The following is a 17,948-nucleotide window of genomic DNA, read 5'->3' as shown; positions in this document are numbered from 1 at the left end:
CCCACAGCGGCTGGGCATGCCCGCCATCCGGCCACAAGCAATATGGACGCTCCGCCAACCCCCTTGGCGTTTGGGCAAGGCGACAGAAGGACGCGGCGGCCGGGGATGCTGCCGACTGCTTGGCCTAGGTCTTCTTCTGTCGCGCCTTCGTCGACCCGGTCCTGTCAGGCTGGTTCGCATGGCGGCAGGTGGCGGCGAGAGGGCAGCTCGCGCAGACCGGGGCATGCGGCCGGCAGACCGAGTTCGCCAGCGCCACCAACGCCAGATGCGCCTCGCGGGCGGTGCCGGGACCACCGATGAGCCTGGCCACCGCGAGCCGGCCGTCGGACATCCGGTTCTGGAAGTCGACCGAGCTGTCATCATGCCGGGCCGCTAGGCGCAGCACCCCCTTGCCGACGAGCACGGGCTCCGGACTCTCGTCGACGTCCGCCGTCCGGACGACGAGGACAGCCAGATCGATGACAGACTGGGCTACATGCGGGATTTTCCCGACCGGATCGGGCGCGTCCAGCGCCTCTGGACGCTCTAGGAGCCAGCGGGCCGCCTCCAGAAGCTGCTCCGCACGATGCCGACGCCTGATCCAACTGGCCGACTCGAGGAATCCCTCCGCGGCCTCGACCGTGGTGGCGGGGCTACTCCAGCCAGCGAGCAGCGGCCACAACAGCCGGACCTGCTCGACAGTCACTCGGTCGAACAACATCTCGGCGACAACGACCTGCCATCGAGTTCTGGCCGTCAGCCAGGGGACATGCAGGGTGGTCTCGCGCTGCTCGGCGAACCAGGCGGTGAGCCGGTTGGCGAGTTCGGCGGTGCTTGGCTGTGGCACTGTGGGTGCGTCGAGGCTCTGAACCAGTGCCCGGCCGAGATGTTCGCCGAGGCGTGGCGGCACCGCATTTCCGATCTGCCTGAACGCGGCCGAGGGCGGACCAGCGAAGCGGACGTGGTCGGGGAACGTCTGCAGACGCGCCGCCTCGCGGATGGTCAGGGTCCGACTCTGGCGTGGGTGGATGTACCAGTAGCCATCCTTGGCGATGTGGGCAGTGATCGTCCGCGAGAAGGTGTTTTCGCTCAGCCTTTTGTACTTGTCGTCGAAGATGTCGTCGCGGTAGCGCTTCATCTCGGCCGGCAGGTCCGAGTAGAGCGTCGTCTCGTCCATGAGCTCGAACGCCGCGCGGTCGTCGGGCCGCACCGGTCGGGTGATGTGGTCGTAGACGCGGTCCCGCTCGCCGCGAGGAACCTTCGCGCGCATGGCGCGCTGGAAGCTGTTCTGCGGCTCGGTCGGGTCATACATCGACCAACCGGCCGGCCCTCCCGGCGGCCGCCATCCACCTTCAACCTCGGGGAGGTCTCCGATCGCGTTCCACAGGTGGACTCGCTCGGTTGCCTCCTTCGGCCAACTGAAGGTAGCTCCGCCATGCATAGCAGCGATGATCAGACGCTGCCGAAACTGGGGAACGCCATACTCGGAGGTGTCGACGAGCCGGGCCTGGACCGAGTAGCCAAGCCCCTCGAGCGTGTGGACGATGGTTCGAAAGATGAACATCTCCCGGTCCAGCGCCATGTCCGGCACGTTTTCCATCAGTACGCAGCCTGGCTTCGCATGGCGCACGATCGCCAGGAACGACTCCCACAAGTCCCGGCGTCGGTCGTGCGCCTCGGCCAGCCCCAGTCGCGCCCTGTGCCGGATCTTTGACCGGCCCGCCCGAGAGAACGGCTGACAAGGCGGCCCGCCGACCACGACGTCCAGCCGCAACGACCGGATCAGCTCGGCGATCTCATCGACCTTCGCCGGGTCGGACAGGTCCTCGTCGAGCGTCAGACCGCTGAAATGATGGCGATGTGTCTCCGTCGCCTCGGAGTCATGGTCGACGCCGAGCACCACCCGCAGCCCGGCCTGGTCCAGCCCGAGGCTCAGCCCTCCGGCCCCCGAGAACAGGTCGGCGACGAGCAACTGGTCCGGATCCTCAGCCCGTAGGCGCCCGACGAGCGCGGCTAGCTCCTTGGTGTCCGCGCAACTCTCTGCGTGGGGCTCCAGTCGTACGAACGGTCCCCGAACCAGCCTGACCCCATACCCGCCGTGCCGGCCGCCGTCGTCGCGGGCCGGGCGTCGGTCCGGCGCCTCAGGCGGCATCGGAAGCCTGGACGGCCAGCTCGGCAACCAGTTCGGCCGGGGGTGTCCACTTGATCAGCTGTACCTCGTGCCAGCTGGCCTCCTTCTTGCACCACTCGGTCACGTTCCCGTTCCCCGGCGGGTTGGTGATGACGTCGCGGACCCGCGTGGCCAGGTCGGGCACGATCCGTTCGAGTGCCTCCGGGACCGCCTGCATTCGCCAGATCCGATTCAGGTCGATCGCACCGCCGAAGCGGTCGACGACAAGGGAGAGCGTGGCCGCGGCGATGTTGGCGAGATAGCCACCGTAGCCCTGCTGCTGGACGAGCTTGCGCACCCGGGCGTACAGGATTGCCTTCGCGACCAGGTCGCGGAACTCGGCGTCGGTCGGTGCGTCGTTCATGCTCGGCTCGCCTTTCGTCGACCATTCCTGGAAGCACTTCTGGCCACCGAGGCTCACGACGTGTGGCTGGCGCCGATAGGCGTACTCGTACTTGGCGGCGTCCGTCTTCGTGATCTTCTGGCTCTTGGGGTTGTCGAGGTCGAACTGCTTCCGCTTCGACTGTGTCATGAAGCGTGCCCGGTCGACGTCGTACTGGCCGCGGACCCGCTCGTAGTACCAGTGCGTCTGTCGCGCCACGACACCGGCGGCTGGCGTCCAGATAGCACGTGAGTGCTTCTCCATCTCGACGTGGTAGGCGCTATTGCCCTCGAAATCGGCCGTGGTGACCGCGTTCTGCGAGTTAGCGTACATCGAGATCTTCGGGACGAGTTCGTCCAAGAGCCGGTCGCCGACAACCGTGAACTTGGTGGCCACATGGACGTCGGCGAGTCCCTCGACACCGCCGCGAAGCGCGACATGCAACGACGCGGTCGTCTGGCCGCCGTTGACGATCTGAAGGTCCCGGAGAGTGCGGATGATCCGGCGGCCGTCGGCGGCGATCTCGAACTCCATGGCCGTCGCGGTTGCCGAAATGCCGTTGTTGTACGCCAGGAACCGACCGGGATTGTCCTTGATCGTCTCCGCGATGCCCTTGTTGACCTTAGTGCGGGCCTGCAGGAAGGCGCGCACGTTGCGCTGCAGCAGACGGCTGTGGTGACGATCGTACAGTTCGGCGATCAGTCGCGCAGGCAGCACCGCCAGGACGCACTGGTATTCATCGGCCTGCTTCGGTGCCTCGAGGCAGGGAATCTCGTACCCCATCTCGACGAGGTCGATGACGATCTCCTCCTGGCGGCGTCCCGAGGTCATGAGGCGGTGTAGTCGGGTCAGGTCCCAGAGCTGGATGGTCACCGGCAGGTTTCCGACGGTGAGGTCGTCGGCCCAGGCGCCGGTCGTGCTGGCGGCTCCGTCTGTCAGGACGATGATTTGGACCTGCTCGAAGTCGGCCCAGGAGTCCCGGATCCGTTCGGCCATATCCCGCCGACTGGACCGCTCAAGCTTGTCGGGCAGATCGGCCAGACAGGCCTCGCCGAAGTTGATGGTGTACCGAACCAGCTGGTCGATCTGGCTCTTCTTGACCATCGCCTCGCCGTGGTGCGCGGCCAGCAGCCGGAGGATCGATCCGTCAGTGCTGATGTCGAAGCCAGCCACCTCAATATGCCGGTTCTTCCACTGCATCCGGATGAAACAGGACTCCGGGTTGTCGAGTGTTCCGTCCTCGGTCAGAGCCTCCGCAGCGACCTGCACGAACGCGTCACGCAGCATGATCTCCTCGGACGATGCCCGTTCGTACACCCACTGGTGGAGTTCGGCGACGAAGTCGGTGATCTCTGTACTCATTGCCGTCCGTCCTGGGGTGTCGCGGGTGGTTCCTGGTGGCGCCGGAACACATCGGCTGAAAGTCGTCTCGTCATCTTCGCAAGCACTGTGAGACGCGGCTGTAGCGGAGTCGGCACGACCAGCGGCAGGTCGGGGGCGGGGCCGCGCCAGGCATCGAGCTGGATCGGCTCGATCTCGATCTCGAGTCGGGCCAGAGAAAAGTCCGCACTGAGATCAAGATCGGGAAGGCCCAGCCACCCACCCAGGGACCAGAAACGGCCATCGGACACGACATAGAGGCCCTGCGACTCCCGCCACGAGGCTGGCTCGCCGGCCTCCCGAAGATCCTCCTCGTTGAGTGTCTCCGGGTAGGGCAGCACATACGGCGTCACGAGCGCCGACAGGCCGTCGCCGGGCACACGCTCTGTCCCGAAGTCCTGGGTGGCCGGGTGCGTGAGCAGGAACGGATCCCGCGAAGCCACCGGAACCCCGCCGGCATCGGGGCCGGCCGACCCACTCTTGGTGGGCGTCGGCGCCATTGTGGGTTCGACTGTGGGAACAGGCGCCGAGGTCTGCGACGTGACCTGGACATCGACCGCCCCTGGCGCGGCCGTCGGGTGGCGTTTGGCTGGCTGAACGGCGCCGTGCGTGGACGCCGCGCCGTCGACGACCCTGGATGGCCCTGGCGCCAGCGGCCTTCGGCCATGAAGCGGGATCACCTGCCCACGTACTGGCTGCGACACGGGTTTGGGCCCCGGACCGGCGATGTCCTCCAGGTATGCCTTCCGGAGCCTGTCCTTCAACTGCCCTAGCGCTTTCTTCTCGATCTGGCGGATTCGTTCCCGGGTCACGCCGAAGACCTGCCCGACCTGTTCCAGCGTCTGCCGCTCGCCGTCTTCGAAGCCGAACCGAAGCCTGATGATCTCCGTGCTTTTCGGGCTCAGCTCTGCGAGCTCCTTGGCCACGATCAGACGCAGCCACTCTCCATCGAGGATCGTGTCCGGATCGGCATCGGTGGCGGCGATACCGACCAGATCGCCGAGGACCGTGCCTCCGCCGTCACCGACCGGCTGGTCGAGGCCGACGACGTCTCGGCGGAGGAGGACGAGGCACTGCTCGACCTCGCGTTCGGACAGCCGAGCCTGGCCGGCGACGGCGGAGATCGACGCGCGATCGACTGACATGTGTAACTCGCCGAGGACTCGCCGGACCTTGTTGATCTTCTCGACGAGGTGCACGGGCAGTCGGATGAGCCGGGCTTCGTCCGCGACCGCGCGGGCGATCGCTTGACGGATCCACCAGGTGGCGTAGGTCGAAAACTTGTAACCCTTCGTCGCGTCGAACTTCTGGACGCCGCGCATCAGGCCGATCATGCCGTGCTGTATGAGGTCGTCGATTTCAAGGCCCTGTTCTTGGTACTTCTGTGCGATCGAGAAAACGAGCCTCCGGTTGTGCAGTACCAGAGCGTCGTACGACCTGGCTCGCTCGTCGTTCGGTGCGAGTGGTTTGCGGAATTCCCTCCCGAGGTCCTCGTGCAGCGGACGATCGGGTCGCATGAGCATCGCCAGGCCGACCTCCTCCGCAGCGTTCAGGATGTGCTTGTCGGGGCGGCGGCGCTGGTGGTCGTCCTCGAGCAGCTGGCGCGCCGCGGCTACAGCATCCGGTGGGAGGGCTACCGGATCGAGATCCCCGACCACCAACCCAAGATCTTTCCTGTCCGGCTGGGCCAGAGACCGATCGTCCGGATCTTCCTCGGCGTCGTCGAGCGAATCGTCATCCGCGGGTTCCGCCACCTCGTCGGGCGCCGGAAATTCGACAGCGGGCTCGCCAGGTCCAAACTCGTGGTATACGAACGGTTTGCCTCGCTGGTCGTCAATGAGGTCGAGAGGAAGCTCGCGAATGATACGAGGGTCGCCGTCGCCCGAGTAGGCGAGGATGACCATCCGGCGAGCCCGGGTCACCAGATACTCCAGTGCCCCCGCCAATGACGGGATGGACGGGTCGAGCGTGACATCCTGCAGTTCTGGAAGTACGACTGTGTCGAACTCGACTCCCCGTGCGGAGGCCCAGGTCGTGACCTTCAGGCCCGAGCGATCCAAGTCGATTCGCCCATCCGGGAGCCTGAAGCTGGCGTTGTGTTGGAACTGGACCGAGCCCGTCGTGTCGCGGCTGAGAGCCCGGTACAGCGCGTCCACCTGCGTGATCTGTTGGACCAGTACTCCGATGCGCTCACGCGGATGCTGGACGCGATAGTCGCGCAGCCGGTTGGTCAGCTCCGTCAGGTCCGGGTCATGCCAGAGCACTGGCGATGCGCCGCCCCGGTCCGGCAGCGCCGGTCGACGACCGCCGGCCTGCTCACGGAGGTGAGCGGCCAGCCGGGCGATCGACGTCGTGTTCCGGCTGTTCTCGCGCAGGAATATCGCCGCGCCTTGGCCCAGAACGGACTCGATCTCTCGGGCGGAGGCACCACCGGCGCCCGCGCCTGCGTCCGCCTCGACGAAGACCGTCAACGAGACACCCAGAACGCGCAGCAGAACATAGAATTCCCGTGGAAGCTGTCCACCGTCCACGACGACGACGTGTCGGCGGACCCGGCGTGGGGAGACATCGCGTACCGCGCGGTCGAGGCATGCCGCGAAGTCGTACTCCCACAGTCCCAGCATCGGCGGATCGCTGTGGAACAACTTCCGCCAGAGATCGGGAAAGAACGAGTGGTACCGCTCGAGTCGCGTGCCCCGGTCGTCAGCCAAGCGCCGCAGGCGGAGCTGGGCCATCAGGAGCGAGCCTTGGGCGACGACGGAGACCCGCAGACCCATCGAGGTCAGCCGTCCGGCGAGCTGCATTGCCGAGCGGGCCATCCCAGAACCCGGAGATGCGACGATCAGTTGGGCGTCCAGGGAAACGGTCTTTCCGCTTCTGGGCCCCTCGGCGTGCGCAGTTGTCACGATGAGCCGGTGTCGAGGTCGCCGTCGATCGCGGCCAGCATGTTCCGGAAGAAGCCGAACTCCTCGTCCACGACCAGACGGCGGTCAAGCAGCCGGTTGGCGGCCACGCAACTGGTCTCGGCAACCAGTGAGCATGCGTGGCACGCCGCCATGGACAGGCCGTACGGTCCCTGCCCCGTCGACTCGCCACACACCGGGTCGAACGAGCACCAGCGTGCGGCGGTGAGTGCGCCGGCGACCAGCGTCGTGAGCCGATCGGGTTCGCCCAGCCGAACCAGGCCACCGAGGGTGCCCTCAGTGTCGCCGGCGGCGGTGTAGATCAGTACGCCCGCCATGCGGGGGCCGGACTTCGGGTCGGTGACGTAGAGCCGCTCGCGCAGTGAGGAGGCCGAGTAACCGGCCTCGAATGCGGTCTGACGCAGCAGCAGGTGCGCGAACGTGTGCAGAAGCAGGAAACGGGAGGTCGGCGTGGGCAGCCACGCGAACTCTGGGCGGTCTTCCTTCCGGTCGGTCAGCGTATGAGCGCGGCCGATCACCTCGAGCCGCGCCTCCCACGTCGCCAGCGCATCCTCGTTGAAACGCAGAAAGAATCCCTCGCCGTAGACCTCCACACCGGGCAGGAGCGTCCGGTAAGGGCCGAGGTTCGCCGAGATCAGCTGCTCAGCCTTGTGGCGTTTGAACCCCTCCAGGACACGGACCTCGCGGAGCTTCTCGACCATGGTGACCTCGGTGGCCAGGTATGTCAGCTCACTTGCCGCTGCGCTGAGGCGTCCGTCGACCGTCGTCGCCGTCAGGTCCTTCTTGCGGGCGACGAACTTGTTGCGCCTGTCGTAGGCGTCCGGGCCTGCCGGTGGGTCGATGAGCGCCATCCACTCGTCTGGGATTAGGTCAGCCCGGTCGCTGGCCGGGGCCGACGGCTCCGCATCGGTCTCCAGACCTGAGAGGACGGACTCAACCTCAGAAAGTGACAGGCCGGTCTCGGTCGCGGCCACTCCCAGGAGGACGCTGCGCGCCGGGTGGCCCGGGTTGTCTAGGACCAGGTTGAAGTTGCTGTTTGCCTTCAGCAGGACCGCGGGGCTGCTCAGCACGCTCCAGTTCGACTCCGGCGGGATGTCGATGGCGGAGACGACCTCCGGGAAGTAGACGCTGGACGCTCCTCGCTGGACCGCGGCCAGGGGTTCGTCACACGAGACGGCCTCAGCATCGACCTGCCATGGCTGCCGCCCTGTGCAGCGCTGCCCGACACGTCTGAGTGACTCTTTCGTCGGCAGGTCCTCAAGAGAGCGCGAGGCGCCGCAGACCGAGCAGCGGACCTCGGTCGAATGCAGTCCACCACCAACGCCGGCATTGGTTTCGAACGTCAACCGGCTGTCTGCACATCTGCTTGTCCCGGCACTCGTCCGGCCGGAGGAACCAGCCCGAGCGGCTGAGTGCGCCCAGCGTCGCCAGTCGACGTCGCCAAGGTGGCCGCGCGCGCAGACGGCGACGAACCGCATCGGCACCAGCTGTGGGATCGGCTTCCTGGTGCAGCTCTGGCAGCGAGGCACGGGATCCTTCTTCTCCCGGACCGTGCTCCAACGCTCCATGCGGCGGCAGCTCGGGCAGAAGAGCCACTGTGGGAAGCGATAGTAGGGCAGTCCTCGCACGGGCGCTGTCTTGATCTCATGGATCTGCAGGGACGCCGCGAGCCTCGGCATATGTATTGCCTCGGCGCCATGCGGCCATCGGCTGACGTCCTCGGCGACGAACGACTCTCCAACCAGGTCGATGATGGCGCCGGGTCCAAACGGGCTGACAGTCTGCGATCGGCGGACCTTCCGAATCGTCACTTGTTCGCCCCTCTGACCTTGATCGCTACCGTGACGTCCACGTTGCGCATGGAGTCCAGCGTCGCCCAGCCATCGCCCGCCTCGTCATGCCGACGGAGGAGTCCAGGCCGGTGCTTGACCGCCCGATAGGTAAGCCCGAACTCGTCGCTGCCCGCTTGGAGGGCCTTCTCCCGCCACTCGGCGGCGAGTTGCCACAGGTCCTTTTCAATTTCCTGTGCCTCGCGCTCCCGCGTCTCCCTGTGCTCCACCCCCCTCGGGACGGTGTCGGACGCCCGCGCCATGAACATGTCCAGAAGCGTCGTCATCGTCGGGTCGTCCTGGTCGAACTGGGCAGCGTCCTTCTCCCCGCTCCAACCGCAGGCGTGGCGGGCCAGGATTACCAGGTCTGCATGCAGTGCTCGATTGCGGGCCGGCAGCGAGAACGGGGTTACGGAGGTCGGCTCGACCGATCGGTACAACTTCGCGTGGTCAGAGGTGAATGCCTCGTAATGTGACCGGTCTCGGGGCTTGGACGGTGAGTACAGGGTGACGACGAGGCCTGGGCGGTTCTTACTTCGGCCTACTCGGCTGCTTGCTTGGATGTACTCGGCAGTCGTCTTGGGCTGGCCGACCACGACCATCAGCGCGAGCCGTCCGACATCGACACCCACAGACAGCATGTTGGTACTGGCCGCGAGGGATACCGATCGCTCCTGGTCGTGAGCCCTGCCCAGCCGCTCCAACACCTCTGGGATCTTGTGGGAGGCGACGTTGCTCGTCAGCTCGACGACATCGTCGTCGGTCAGCTTTCTGAGGTTCTCGGCGTCCCTGGCGATCACCTTCACGCGGGCCGGAATGTCGTCGTGCGCGAGAGTGATCGTCTTGCCGAGCTCGCGGAGGCTGTTGTGGTAGGCGACGAGTGTCCGATAGGCGTCCTGACCGGCCGCCGTGAGATCCAGGTCGACCGGTGCCTGCAACAGCGCCGCCGCTAGGTGCACCAGCGCCGTTAGCGGTGTGTGGCCCTGTGGCATGACGCCGGTGTAGAGCCGTCCGGGAGCGTCATGATCGGTACGGACGAAGTAGGAGTCGTCAGCTTCGAGGCCCGCGGGTGGGAACAGTGCGACCTCGCGGCCGAACACACCTCTCGTCTGTTCCTCCGCCCGCCGGATCGTGGCCGTCGAGGCGACGAACTTCGGTCGGGTCTTGTTGTGCTTGAGCAGCACGTCGAAGGCGGCCTCGTAGATCCCGACGACCGTGCCCAGTGGGCCGGATATGAGGTGGAACTCGTCCTGGATGATCAGCGAGGGTCCCGGTTGGGAACCCGATCCGAAGAAGACGCCCGAGCGCGGGTCCCACACGGTCCGTGCGAACTTGTCCACGGTGCCGACCAGGAACGTCGGCGGATGCTCGTAAAGATCTTCGTCGACGGACGAGAGCGGCAGACGCTCATGGAACGGGCAGCGGTGGTTCGGGCAGTAGACCTCGAACGTGTTGTTGGTCGACCTGATCGCCCATATCGGGGTCTCGGACTTCTCGTCGGGCGTGATCCGTGTGCCGCACCACGGGCAGGTCTCGATCTGGAAGCTCTCGGTCGCCGGTTCGGATTCACGCAGCCGTTGCAGCAGCTTCCTGGCCTCCACGTACGTGTTCGGGCTGTTGTTGCCACCGACCCAGAGCCCGATCGAGATCGGCTCCGAACCCAGCTCGGCTTCGTTGTCCCTACGGAGAAGCTCACAGGAGCAGATCAGCGTTGCCGCCCGCTGGAACTGCTGGGCGGTGAGAAGCCGAAGGGTATAGCGGGTGATCACTGTCGTGCCGGCCGCTGTGTCTCCACCACGCAGCCTGCGTAGCAGGATGATGAATGCGGTCAGTCCGAGGTAGGCCTCGGTCTTGCCACCACCGGTCGGGAACCAGATCAGGTCGACGAGGTCCCGGTCGTTCGAGTCTTCGGTGGTAGCGCCCTCCAGGGTCAGGAGGAGGAAGCCCAGCTGGAACGGCCGCCAGCGATACGTGTCTGCCGGGTAGTCCGGGTTCACCTCGGGGGCGCTGGTGGGGTCATGGGGTTGACCGGCGAGACTCGGTCCGCTGTGGACCATCTGCCTGAGCATCGCCCGGTTGGTGAGCGCGAACGCCCGGCGGACCACCGGATCTGCCTCGAGTAGCCGGACGCCGGCGCGCATCCGGGTTCGCGCTGCGTCGACGTCCGCTATGACGCGGGCCGCGGCTGCCCGAAGCTTGGGCGGGACGTCGCCGTCGGCCCGGACCTGTAGGCCGTCCCCCCAGGTCTCGTAGCTGTCTACGAACTCGTCCAGACCGCGGACCAGCTCCGGCCAGCCCGTGGTGTCGAACTCGGCGAGCCGGGCGAGGTCGAGGACCTTCTCATGACCGGCAACCTCGAAGGAGATCCCGGGCACCACCTGCCTGGGAAGGAATGCCGTGTGGACCCACGCCGGGGTCTCCCGACCATTGCCGGTCCAGGCCGCAGCTGCGCCGTGTCCGATCGCGTAGGTCGGTACGTTCCGGTAGAGGAGTTCGAGTTCCTCAGTCTCGTCATCGCCATAGAGATGCGGAGTGCTGGGGTAACGCTCGATCGTTCCTTGCGCAGGACGAGCGCGCATGGTGACCTGGAGTAGACAGCCGGCCGTGATCTCGGCGTGCGTCTCGGCTCGGATCTGGTTCACCAACGAGACAGTGACGATGGCGCCGGTAGGTCCGTGCCGCCGCCACACCACCTCGACGCTCGCGCGGCCATCGAGGATCAGTCTGCGATCCGTGAGTCGCGGCCGCCCGGCGTCGTCGGGAGGCTCGATGCGCACGGCGTCGTCGCCGACGAGTGAGATGGGTGTCCTTCGCCATTCCTGCCGGACGTCCCGACCATGGCCAGCGGACAGGTACCACGCGGCCTCGACCTCGACCACGATCGGGGAGCACTCGCTGGTGACAAAGCTAAGGCCGACCGAGCTCGGCTTGTTCTGGCCGGCCAGCGTCAGGGGATCTTCGTCGGCCTCGTCAGCCTGGTTGCCCACCTGACCGGGGACCTCGTCGAGGATCTCGCCATCCTGCTCCGCGGCTTCGGTGGCTTGCGTGGACTGGTACGAGGTCACCTCGGTCCGCGGGTACAGCAGACCGGTCAGGTACCGCCGGTCAGGCGCCTCTTGGAGCACCTCGTCGCGGCCGTTGACGGGCCCTACAAGCTGACGCTCCAAGTATTCGATGATCTTCCGTCGGTCGTCCACGCTGGAAGTCACCGACGCCCCCGTTTCATGTCTGATGATCGCCATCGGGATGATCTGTATCGGTCGTCCACGCCGCGCGTCTTTGGGCGCGGCTACGTTACGGAGAGCAAGGCTGGCCTGACGCGGAGGCGCCGTCGCGACTGTTGATGGTCCGTCGAGCCGAACATGTCCCTCCGTTCGCTGTTGCTACTCGTATGGATAGATTTCGTCGCAGACTGCAGCTGCACGGCGATCGTGAGCCGCCGGGTGTGCGTTGTGCTGTCCCAGGGATGCGGAGGATGACGTCAGCTTGCGCGCAGGAACCGCCGAAGGGACGTCATCCTGTGACGCGAGACTACTATGTGCTGCGTCGCGGGATCGGCGCGTACACGGCTGTTCCCGGGGTTCGGGCAGCCTGTCAGCCAGGCGTTCCGCACCCACCTGGTGTGTCGGATCGAACGCTCGGGGTGTCCATGGCGTCGCTAGGCTTCGCGCAGAGCTTCTTCAAGCGGCTTCCGGATCTTCCGAAGGAAGTCCAAAAGCGGATTCCGGAGCTCCTCGGGAAGTTCCAGGAGAGCACGATCGCCGGGCTCCATCTCGAGAAACCCCATGCGATCGCAGATGATCGCGGACGGACGATCCGGGTCACCAAGTTCTGGCGGGGCGTCGTGATGGCACCTACGGAAGGTGACCACTACATCCTGTTCGACATACTCGAGCACGACAAGGCGTACGCCTGGCTGGAGAACCACACCTTCGCGATCAACTCCGCGACGCAGGACGTGGAGATCGTGGATGTCTCCGCGATGCGGGCAGCAGCGGCAGCGCTTCCCGGTGCGGAGGCGCACCCGTCGCCTGGCATGTTCGACGCGTACGACAACGTCGTTCTCCTGGAACTTGGCATCGAGGCCAGTTACCTCCCGGTCGTGCGCCGGGTCCGGTCCGACGCCGACCTCGACCTGCTTGCCCAGGCAATGCCGGCGAGTCAGCACCAGGCGATGGAGATGCTCGCCGCTGGTTTCACCCTGCGCGAGGTTCGGACTGAACTCGGCATCCGGACCGGTGCCACCAGTGGCATGCCGCTTCCGGATGCATCAACGACCGGAGCCCTCGGCTCACCGACCGTGTTCGTTCCGAAGGGCGCCAGAGAACTACAGGAGGCACTGGACCACCCACTGGAGCTCTGGCGGATCTTTCTGCACCCGTCGCAGCGTCGGATCGCCTACCGCGAGAGGCATGCGGGCCCGGTCCGGGTCACCGGCGGTGCCGGTACCGGAAAGACGGTCGTCGCGCTTCATCGCGCACATCATCTCGCGCGGAGGCTCCCGCCCAAGTCGAGGCGGCCGGTTCTGCTCACGACTTTCGTGCGCACACTCGCCGATGACCTTCGGGCGAGCCTGAGGTCGCTCGACTCGGTGTCCGGCATCGATTCCAGTTCCTCGATCGAGGTGACTACGGTCGACGCGCTCGCGCATCGCATCGTCTCCGAGGCCGAGGGTGCCACCCCAAAGGTGATCGTCGACGACGAGCTCTTGGCGAAGATGTGGTCCGCCGCGGCGGCCGCGACCGGCGTGCCATTCAAACCGACTGTGCTCCGCCAGGAGTGGGAGAACGTCATCCTCGCTAAGGGGGCCAGGACATTGGCGGACTACCTGTCCGTCTCCAGGACCGGAAGGGCACAGCCACTGACCAGGCCCCAGCGTGTCCAGCTCTGGACGGCGGTCGAGCGGTTCCTAGGTCTGATGCACGAGTCGGGTGCGAGAACCTTTTACCAGCTCGCAGACGACGCGGCGAAATATGCCCGTGCCATGTCGGTCGGCGATCTGTTCCCACATGTCGTCGTTGACGAGGCGCAGGACCTGCACCCCGTACAGTGGCGACTGCTACGCGCTGTGGTGTCCGACGGGCCCGACGACCTCTTCATCGTCGGCGATGCGCACCAGCGGATCTATGACCATCGTGTGGCCCTGACGACCATGGGGATCAACGTGCGTGGGCGGTCGTACCGTCTGCGTCTCAACTACCGCACCAGCGAGGAGATTCTCACCTGGGCGATTGCCCTGCTAGGCGGCCAGACGGTGGACGACCTCGACGCCGGCACGGACAGTCTGGACGGCTATCGTTCCGCGTTCCGCGGCACGCAGCCGCCAACGACTCGTGGCTACCCGACGTCGGCCGCCGAACAGGACGGACTCGTGGTGACGGTCCGAGGCTGGCTCGACGGGGGAGTCGCCGAAGCCGCGATCGGCATCGCGGCCCGCACTCGTAAGGGGGCCGACGCGGCAGCAGAGGCGCTGCAGGCGGCCGGGATCACGTGCAGCCCGCTCGACCGCAAACAGCGTGGCGGCGTCGAGATCGGCACGATGCATCGCATGAAAGGCCTGGAGTACCGTGCGATGGCCGTCGTCGACGCCTCGGCTCGCTCGATTCCGCTTCCATACGCGGTCACGCCGAAGGCCGACGACCCGGCCGCTCACGCCCAAGACACCCTGCGTGAGTTGTGCCTCCTCTACGTAGCCTGCACCCGGGCCCGCGAGTTTCTTTCGGTCTCCTGGTCAGGTGCGCCGAGTCCCTTTCTACAGATGCCTGGCAACTGACGCCACCAATGAGGTCAGCACCCCTAGACGTCCTGCCCGAGCGCGAAGGCCGTCTCGAGGAAGACCTCCTGCACCACTTCGTGGAGATCGCCCTCATCCATGGCGTGCAGCGTCAGGATCGTGGTGAGCCGGCGGAGCCGCTTGGTTGCTTCTCGCATAAGCGCGGTCCTCGGCAGCGACCCCTTCTCCCTGACCAGGCCAATGTGAGTTCGAGCGATGGCGCGGGCGACCGCCGGGGAACCACCCAGCGTCGGGCGCTCCATGATGGCCACTGCCTCGTCCTCCAACAACTGGCCGGCGAGATCGGCCCCGAGCACATAGGCCCGCCACCACAGTCGTCGGAAGACATTGCGCGGCTTGCCGATCAGGCGTTCGTAGCTCGCGCTGCGCTGGGTGTTCGGGAAGCGCCAGAACGCGATGTCAGGAAGCAGGACGAGCGTGAGGAAGGACCACACGCCCTCGTCGGCCGCGTCCGCCGGCATGATTTCCAAGGTGCCGAGCAGGAGCTCGTAGAGACGGTGCTCGAAGTCGGTGAAGCCGCCGGCCGGCGCCATTGGCCAGCCGTACTCGCCCGCCAGCGCGCAGACCTTGTCGCGGATGACCATCAGTCGGTCCGGTGAAATCCGCGAGCCCCCGGTCGCGTACCAGTCCATACCCGGGTGTTCGGCGGTGGCGAGGGAACGCAACTGGTCCGGCGGCACATCGGTGCGTTCGACGAGCAGCACGCGCGCAGCACCGGGATCGAGCCTAGGGAAGACATGGTTCACGCCGGGCGCTCCAGCAGTCGAAGGGACGCTTGGAGCTCCGTCGCGAACTCGCCCGGAGACTCGCGGAGCAACCCACGCATCCCCGCGACTCCTCTGTCTTGGAAACACACACGGACGAGGCCCACGAGCAGGTCACCCAGGGTCCCGGCGTCGTGCTCCGCCTCGTCGTCGAGATCATCGTGGCTGGCCGCGAAGGTGAGCAGGGTTCTCGCCGCGTCGTAGAAGATGATCTCTCTCAGCTCCACGTCAGCGGATGGCTCGACGGCGTCGAGGATCTGACGGATCCGCGGATGGGCGCTGTTGAGGTAGAGCCGAACGGCACCGGTCGCGGAAGCAGCCAGGTCCGTCTCCTCGATGGACAACGCCCAGGCGCCACCACGGCCGTCGGCGATGCCCGCATGAGCGAAGTCGACGGCGACGACCGGGAATCGCTGGGCGTCACTTCCGAGATCAACGATGGTGCTTTCCGTCCACAGCGTCGTGCCGGGCCGGGCCGGAGCGAGCGGGTGCTGAGAAGCACCGGGCCGGCGAAGCAGTACATGGGTGTCGAGAGTGAGACGGCCGCCCAACTGCTCGCCGGGCAGCTTCAGCTCCAGTTCGGTGGCGCGACTGCTGATCGGAATGCCCGGGAGGGCGCCACGGAGGTTGGTCCAGGACGAGTGCCAGCTGATCGTCGCCTCGAGACGTGCATCCGCCGGCAGCCGGCAGTCGGCGAGCACCTTGGGCAGGTCCACTTCCAGCGTCCGATGGACCTTGACGTCCTTGAAGTAATCCCATTCGGGCAGTCGGGTCGGATCATCGGTCACGGGATGACCGACCGCGGTCAGATGCCAGTCCGCCCCCCGGATGTCGCCTGGCTTCGGCGTCAGGAAACCAAGGCTAACCGGCGCCTTCATCCGACCCCATCCTCAGCGATCTCCAGGTCTAGGACGACCGTGACCGCGGTGTCACGCGGCTGGAGGATGCGTACGGTCCATGCGGCCGAATCATCGGGACGGACGACGAGGCGGCTGCCTGCGACGAAAGCGTGATCGTTACCGGCCGGCCGCCAGCCCAGCACCGACGGAACCATCGCGCCCGCCGGCGCGTTCTCGGCGGGCTCGGCCTGGCTGCCGTCGAGGATTACTCGAGGAACCGCGGTGACGTAGACCGTCCGTGACCTCTTGCTGCTGCTCAATCGGAAGCCGAACTCAACCTCCGTCCCCGACGAATCCCCGGCCACGAGTCGGTGGCGCCGGTCGAGAACCACTGACACCCGTGCAGAGGAGCCGCCGCTCCGGGCCGCCGCGCCGTTGCCCGGAGCCCCGGTCTCATGCTGGGAGCCGCTCGAGATCTTCCCACCTGCTTCACCGGGCGCGCCGCGCCCTACGGCCGCTGACAAGCCGGGATCGGCTGCGGTGGCGTCACCTAGAAAGCGCCCGAGCAGCTCGGAGATGCCAACGACGCCGGCGTGTAGACCCTCCGAACCTGGAAGGGGCGGTGGTGTCGACGTCTTCTTCGCCTCGTCCCGCAGCTTGCGCAGGGCCACGCGAACGGGGTTGGCCTTGTGCTTCGTCGCCTGTGCGTTGTCGGGGATCCAGTCATCGTGGGTCACTGGCTCGGAGCGGGCGAAGTCGTCGTTCAGGTCGGGGTCCACAACGAAGACACCAGCGGCTCCTGCGGAGCTGTTCGGAACCCCGATCTCCAGGTACCTGACGACGAACCGTGGGTTTCTCATGAGCGCGATGCTGTTTTCAAGGTCGGCTGGGGGCGCCTCGAGCAAGTTGGAAGGAGACTTCGGTGCCCGCTCGAAGCCGCGGTTCACCAGCACACCGAGCCTCCTCGGTGGCCGCTCGGAACGGATCTCTGTCACCGTGTGCGGGCCGTGCTTGCCCTTCTCGATGTCACCCCTGTAGAACGCCTGTGCCAGCCGGTAGGCGCTCGTGTAGTGCCGCAGCACGCCTTTGTCCCTGGCCGGGAGCGGGACCGGATCGCCGTCGCAGTCGAACCCGAAATCGATCGAGGGACCGCCGGTGAGTGCGCCCATGTCGTGCGGCCAGGCGTGCCAGGAGGCGGCTGCTGCGATGCGGGCAACGACGTCGCGGAGGTTCTGACCAGGATCTCGCTTCGGAGCCAACACCATGAGCGCGGTGCCCGTTCCGTCGCGGGGAATGCGGGTCATCCCGAGGTTCGCCGCGAGATCCTCGGCAGCTTGGCCCAGCACGGGCTCGGCGCCGGTCGTAGCGTCGGGTTCGCCCCACCAGTGGCGACCTGTGAAACGCTGCCCATCCTCGGGCCGGGCGTATGCGGATCCAAGAGCCACGGCCATGAACCGACTAACCGGCTTGCCCGCGTCCGTCGACCTTGTGAAGAGGACGATCGTCGAGCAGGAGCTGGCCTCGTAGAGGACGCCCTTGCCGAAGCCGTAGGTGCCAGCGCCGAGGTGCTTGGTTTCGTCGCGGCCGATGTTTCGTACGAAGTCCACAAAATCGGTCGGGCCGTCCACAGCGACGTCCGCGCGGGTGGGTCCTCGAAGCCCCTGAGTGCCCGAGTCCGTGACGACGAGGACGGACAGGTCGTCGGTGCGGAGCCGATCGCCGATCGCGGGGTCGTCATGGTCCGGCAGGTCCTTGAACACCACCGTGCTGAGGGTGCGGCGCTGCTCGTCGTTCACCCGCCAGGCATCGACGTGGTACGAGATCGAGCCGCCCGCGATCCGTGCGTCCCAGCTGTTCTGCAGAGTCTCGCGGAGAAAGACCGTCCAT

9 protein-coding genes are annotated in these 17,948 nt (G+C 66.4%); 1 reads left to right on the top strand and 8 read right to left on the bottom strand.

Features of this window, described 5'->3' with window-relative positions; all coding sequences use genetic code 11:
- Positions 1 to 124 precede the first annotated feature (124 nt).
- From FRCN3DRAFT_RS0203905 to FRCN3DRAFT_RS0203885, 5 genes are all read right to left on the bottom strand, one after another.
- A complete protein-coding gene (locus FRCN3DRAFT_RS0203905; RefSeq protein ID WP_232793911.1) occupies positions 125 to 1,951 on the bottom strand; it encodes a DNA cytosine methyltransferase in 1,827 nt (608 codons plus the stop codon).
- Positions 1,952 to 2,120: 169 nt separating this feature from the next.
- Entirely contained in the window at positions 2,121 to 3,893 is a 1,773-nt protein-coding gene (locus FRCN3DRAFT_RS0203900) for an AIPR family protein (RefSeq protein WP_007508652.1), read from the bottom strand.
- Positions 3,890 to 6,730 (bottom strand): sigma-70 family RNA polymerase sigma factor, encoded by a 2,841-nt coding sequence (locus FRCN3DRAFT_RS49125; protein WP_106410134.1) that lies wholly within the window; start codon positions 6,728 to 6,730, stop codon positions 3,890 to 3,892. Before FRCN3DRAFT_RS49125 ends, FRCN3DRAFT_RS0203900 begins: the two co-directional genes overlap by 4 nt.
- An 83-nt stretch (positions 6,731 to 6,813) precedes the next feature.
- On the bottom strand, positions 6,814 to 8,646 hold the full coding sequence (gene drmB / locus FRCN3DRAFT_RS0203890) for a DUF1998 domain-containing protein (protein ID WP_007508654.1): 1,833 nt from the start codon (positions 8,644 to 8,646) through the stop codon (positions 6,814 to 6,816).
- Positions 8,643 to 11,831, bottom strand: coding sequence for a helicase-related protein (locus tag FRCN3DRAFT_RS0203885; RefSeq protein ID WP_232793910.1), 3,189 nt, complete (start codon positions 11,829 to 11,831; stop codon positions 8,643 to 8,645). Before FRCN3DRAFT_RS0203885 ends, drmB begins: the two co-directional genes overlap by 4 nt.
- Before the next feature lie 482 nt (positions 11,832 to 12,313).
- On the opposite strand from FRCN3DRAFT_RS0203885, the gene FRCN3DRAFT_RS0203880 reads away from it, so the two are divergent.
- Positions 12,314 to 14,437: a UvrD-helicase domain-containing protein gene (locus tag FRCN3DRAFT_RS0203880; protein WP_007508656.1), complete on the top strand. Its 2,124-nt coding sequence runs from the start codon at positions 12,314 to 12,316 to the stop codon at positions 14,435 to 14,437.
- Between the two features lie 23 nt (positions 14,438 to 14,460).
- On the opposite strand, the gene FRCN3DRAFT_RS49120 is transcribed toward FRCN3DRAFT_RS0203880, so the two are convergent.
- From FRCN3DRAFT_RS49120 to FRCN3DRAFT_RS0203865, 3 genes are read right to left on the bottom strand one after another with little or no spacing between them, the layout of a single operon-like run.
- Positions 14,461 to 15,204 carry a DUF6339 family protein gene (locus tag FRCN3DRAFT_RS49120; RefSeq protein WP_007508657.1) on the bottom strand — a complete coding sequence of 248 codons (744 nt, stop codon included), beginning with the start codon at positions 15,202 to 15,204 and terminating at the stop codon, positions 14,461 to 14,463.
- Complete coding sequence (locus FRCN3DRAFT_RS0203870) at positions 15,201 to 16,100, bottom strand: hypothetical protein (RefSeq protein WP_007508658.1); 900 nt, start codon at positions 16,098 to 16,100, stop codon at positions 15,201 to 15,203. Before FRCN3DRAFT_RS0203870 ends, FRCN3DRAFT_RS49120 begins: the two co-directional genes overlap by 4 nt.
- Positions 16,097 to 17,689, bottom strand: a complete 1,593-nt coding sequence (locus FRCN3DRAFT_RS0203865; RefSeq protein ID WP_131803343.1) for a hypothetical protein — start codon at positions 17,687 to 17,689, stop codon at positions 16,097 to 16,099. The genes FRCN3DRAFT_RS0203870 and FRCN3DRAFT_RS0203865 overlap by 4 nt, the downstream gene beginning before the upstream one ends.
- Between the last annotated feature and the right edge of the window lie 259 nt (positions 17,690 to 17,948).

The organism is Pseudofrankia saprophytica (assembly GCF_000235425.2).
GTDB classification, from domain to species: domain Bacteria; phylum Actinomycetota; class Actinomycetes; order Frankiales; family Frankiaceae; genus Pseudofrankia; species Pseudofrankia saprophytica.
The sequence above is the reverse complement of the archived record's forward strand: the minus strand, read 5'-3'. Positions and strand labels throughout refer to the sequence as shown.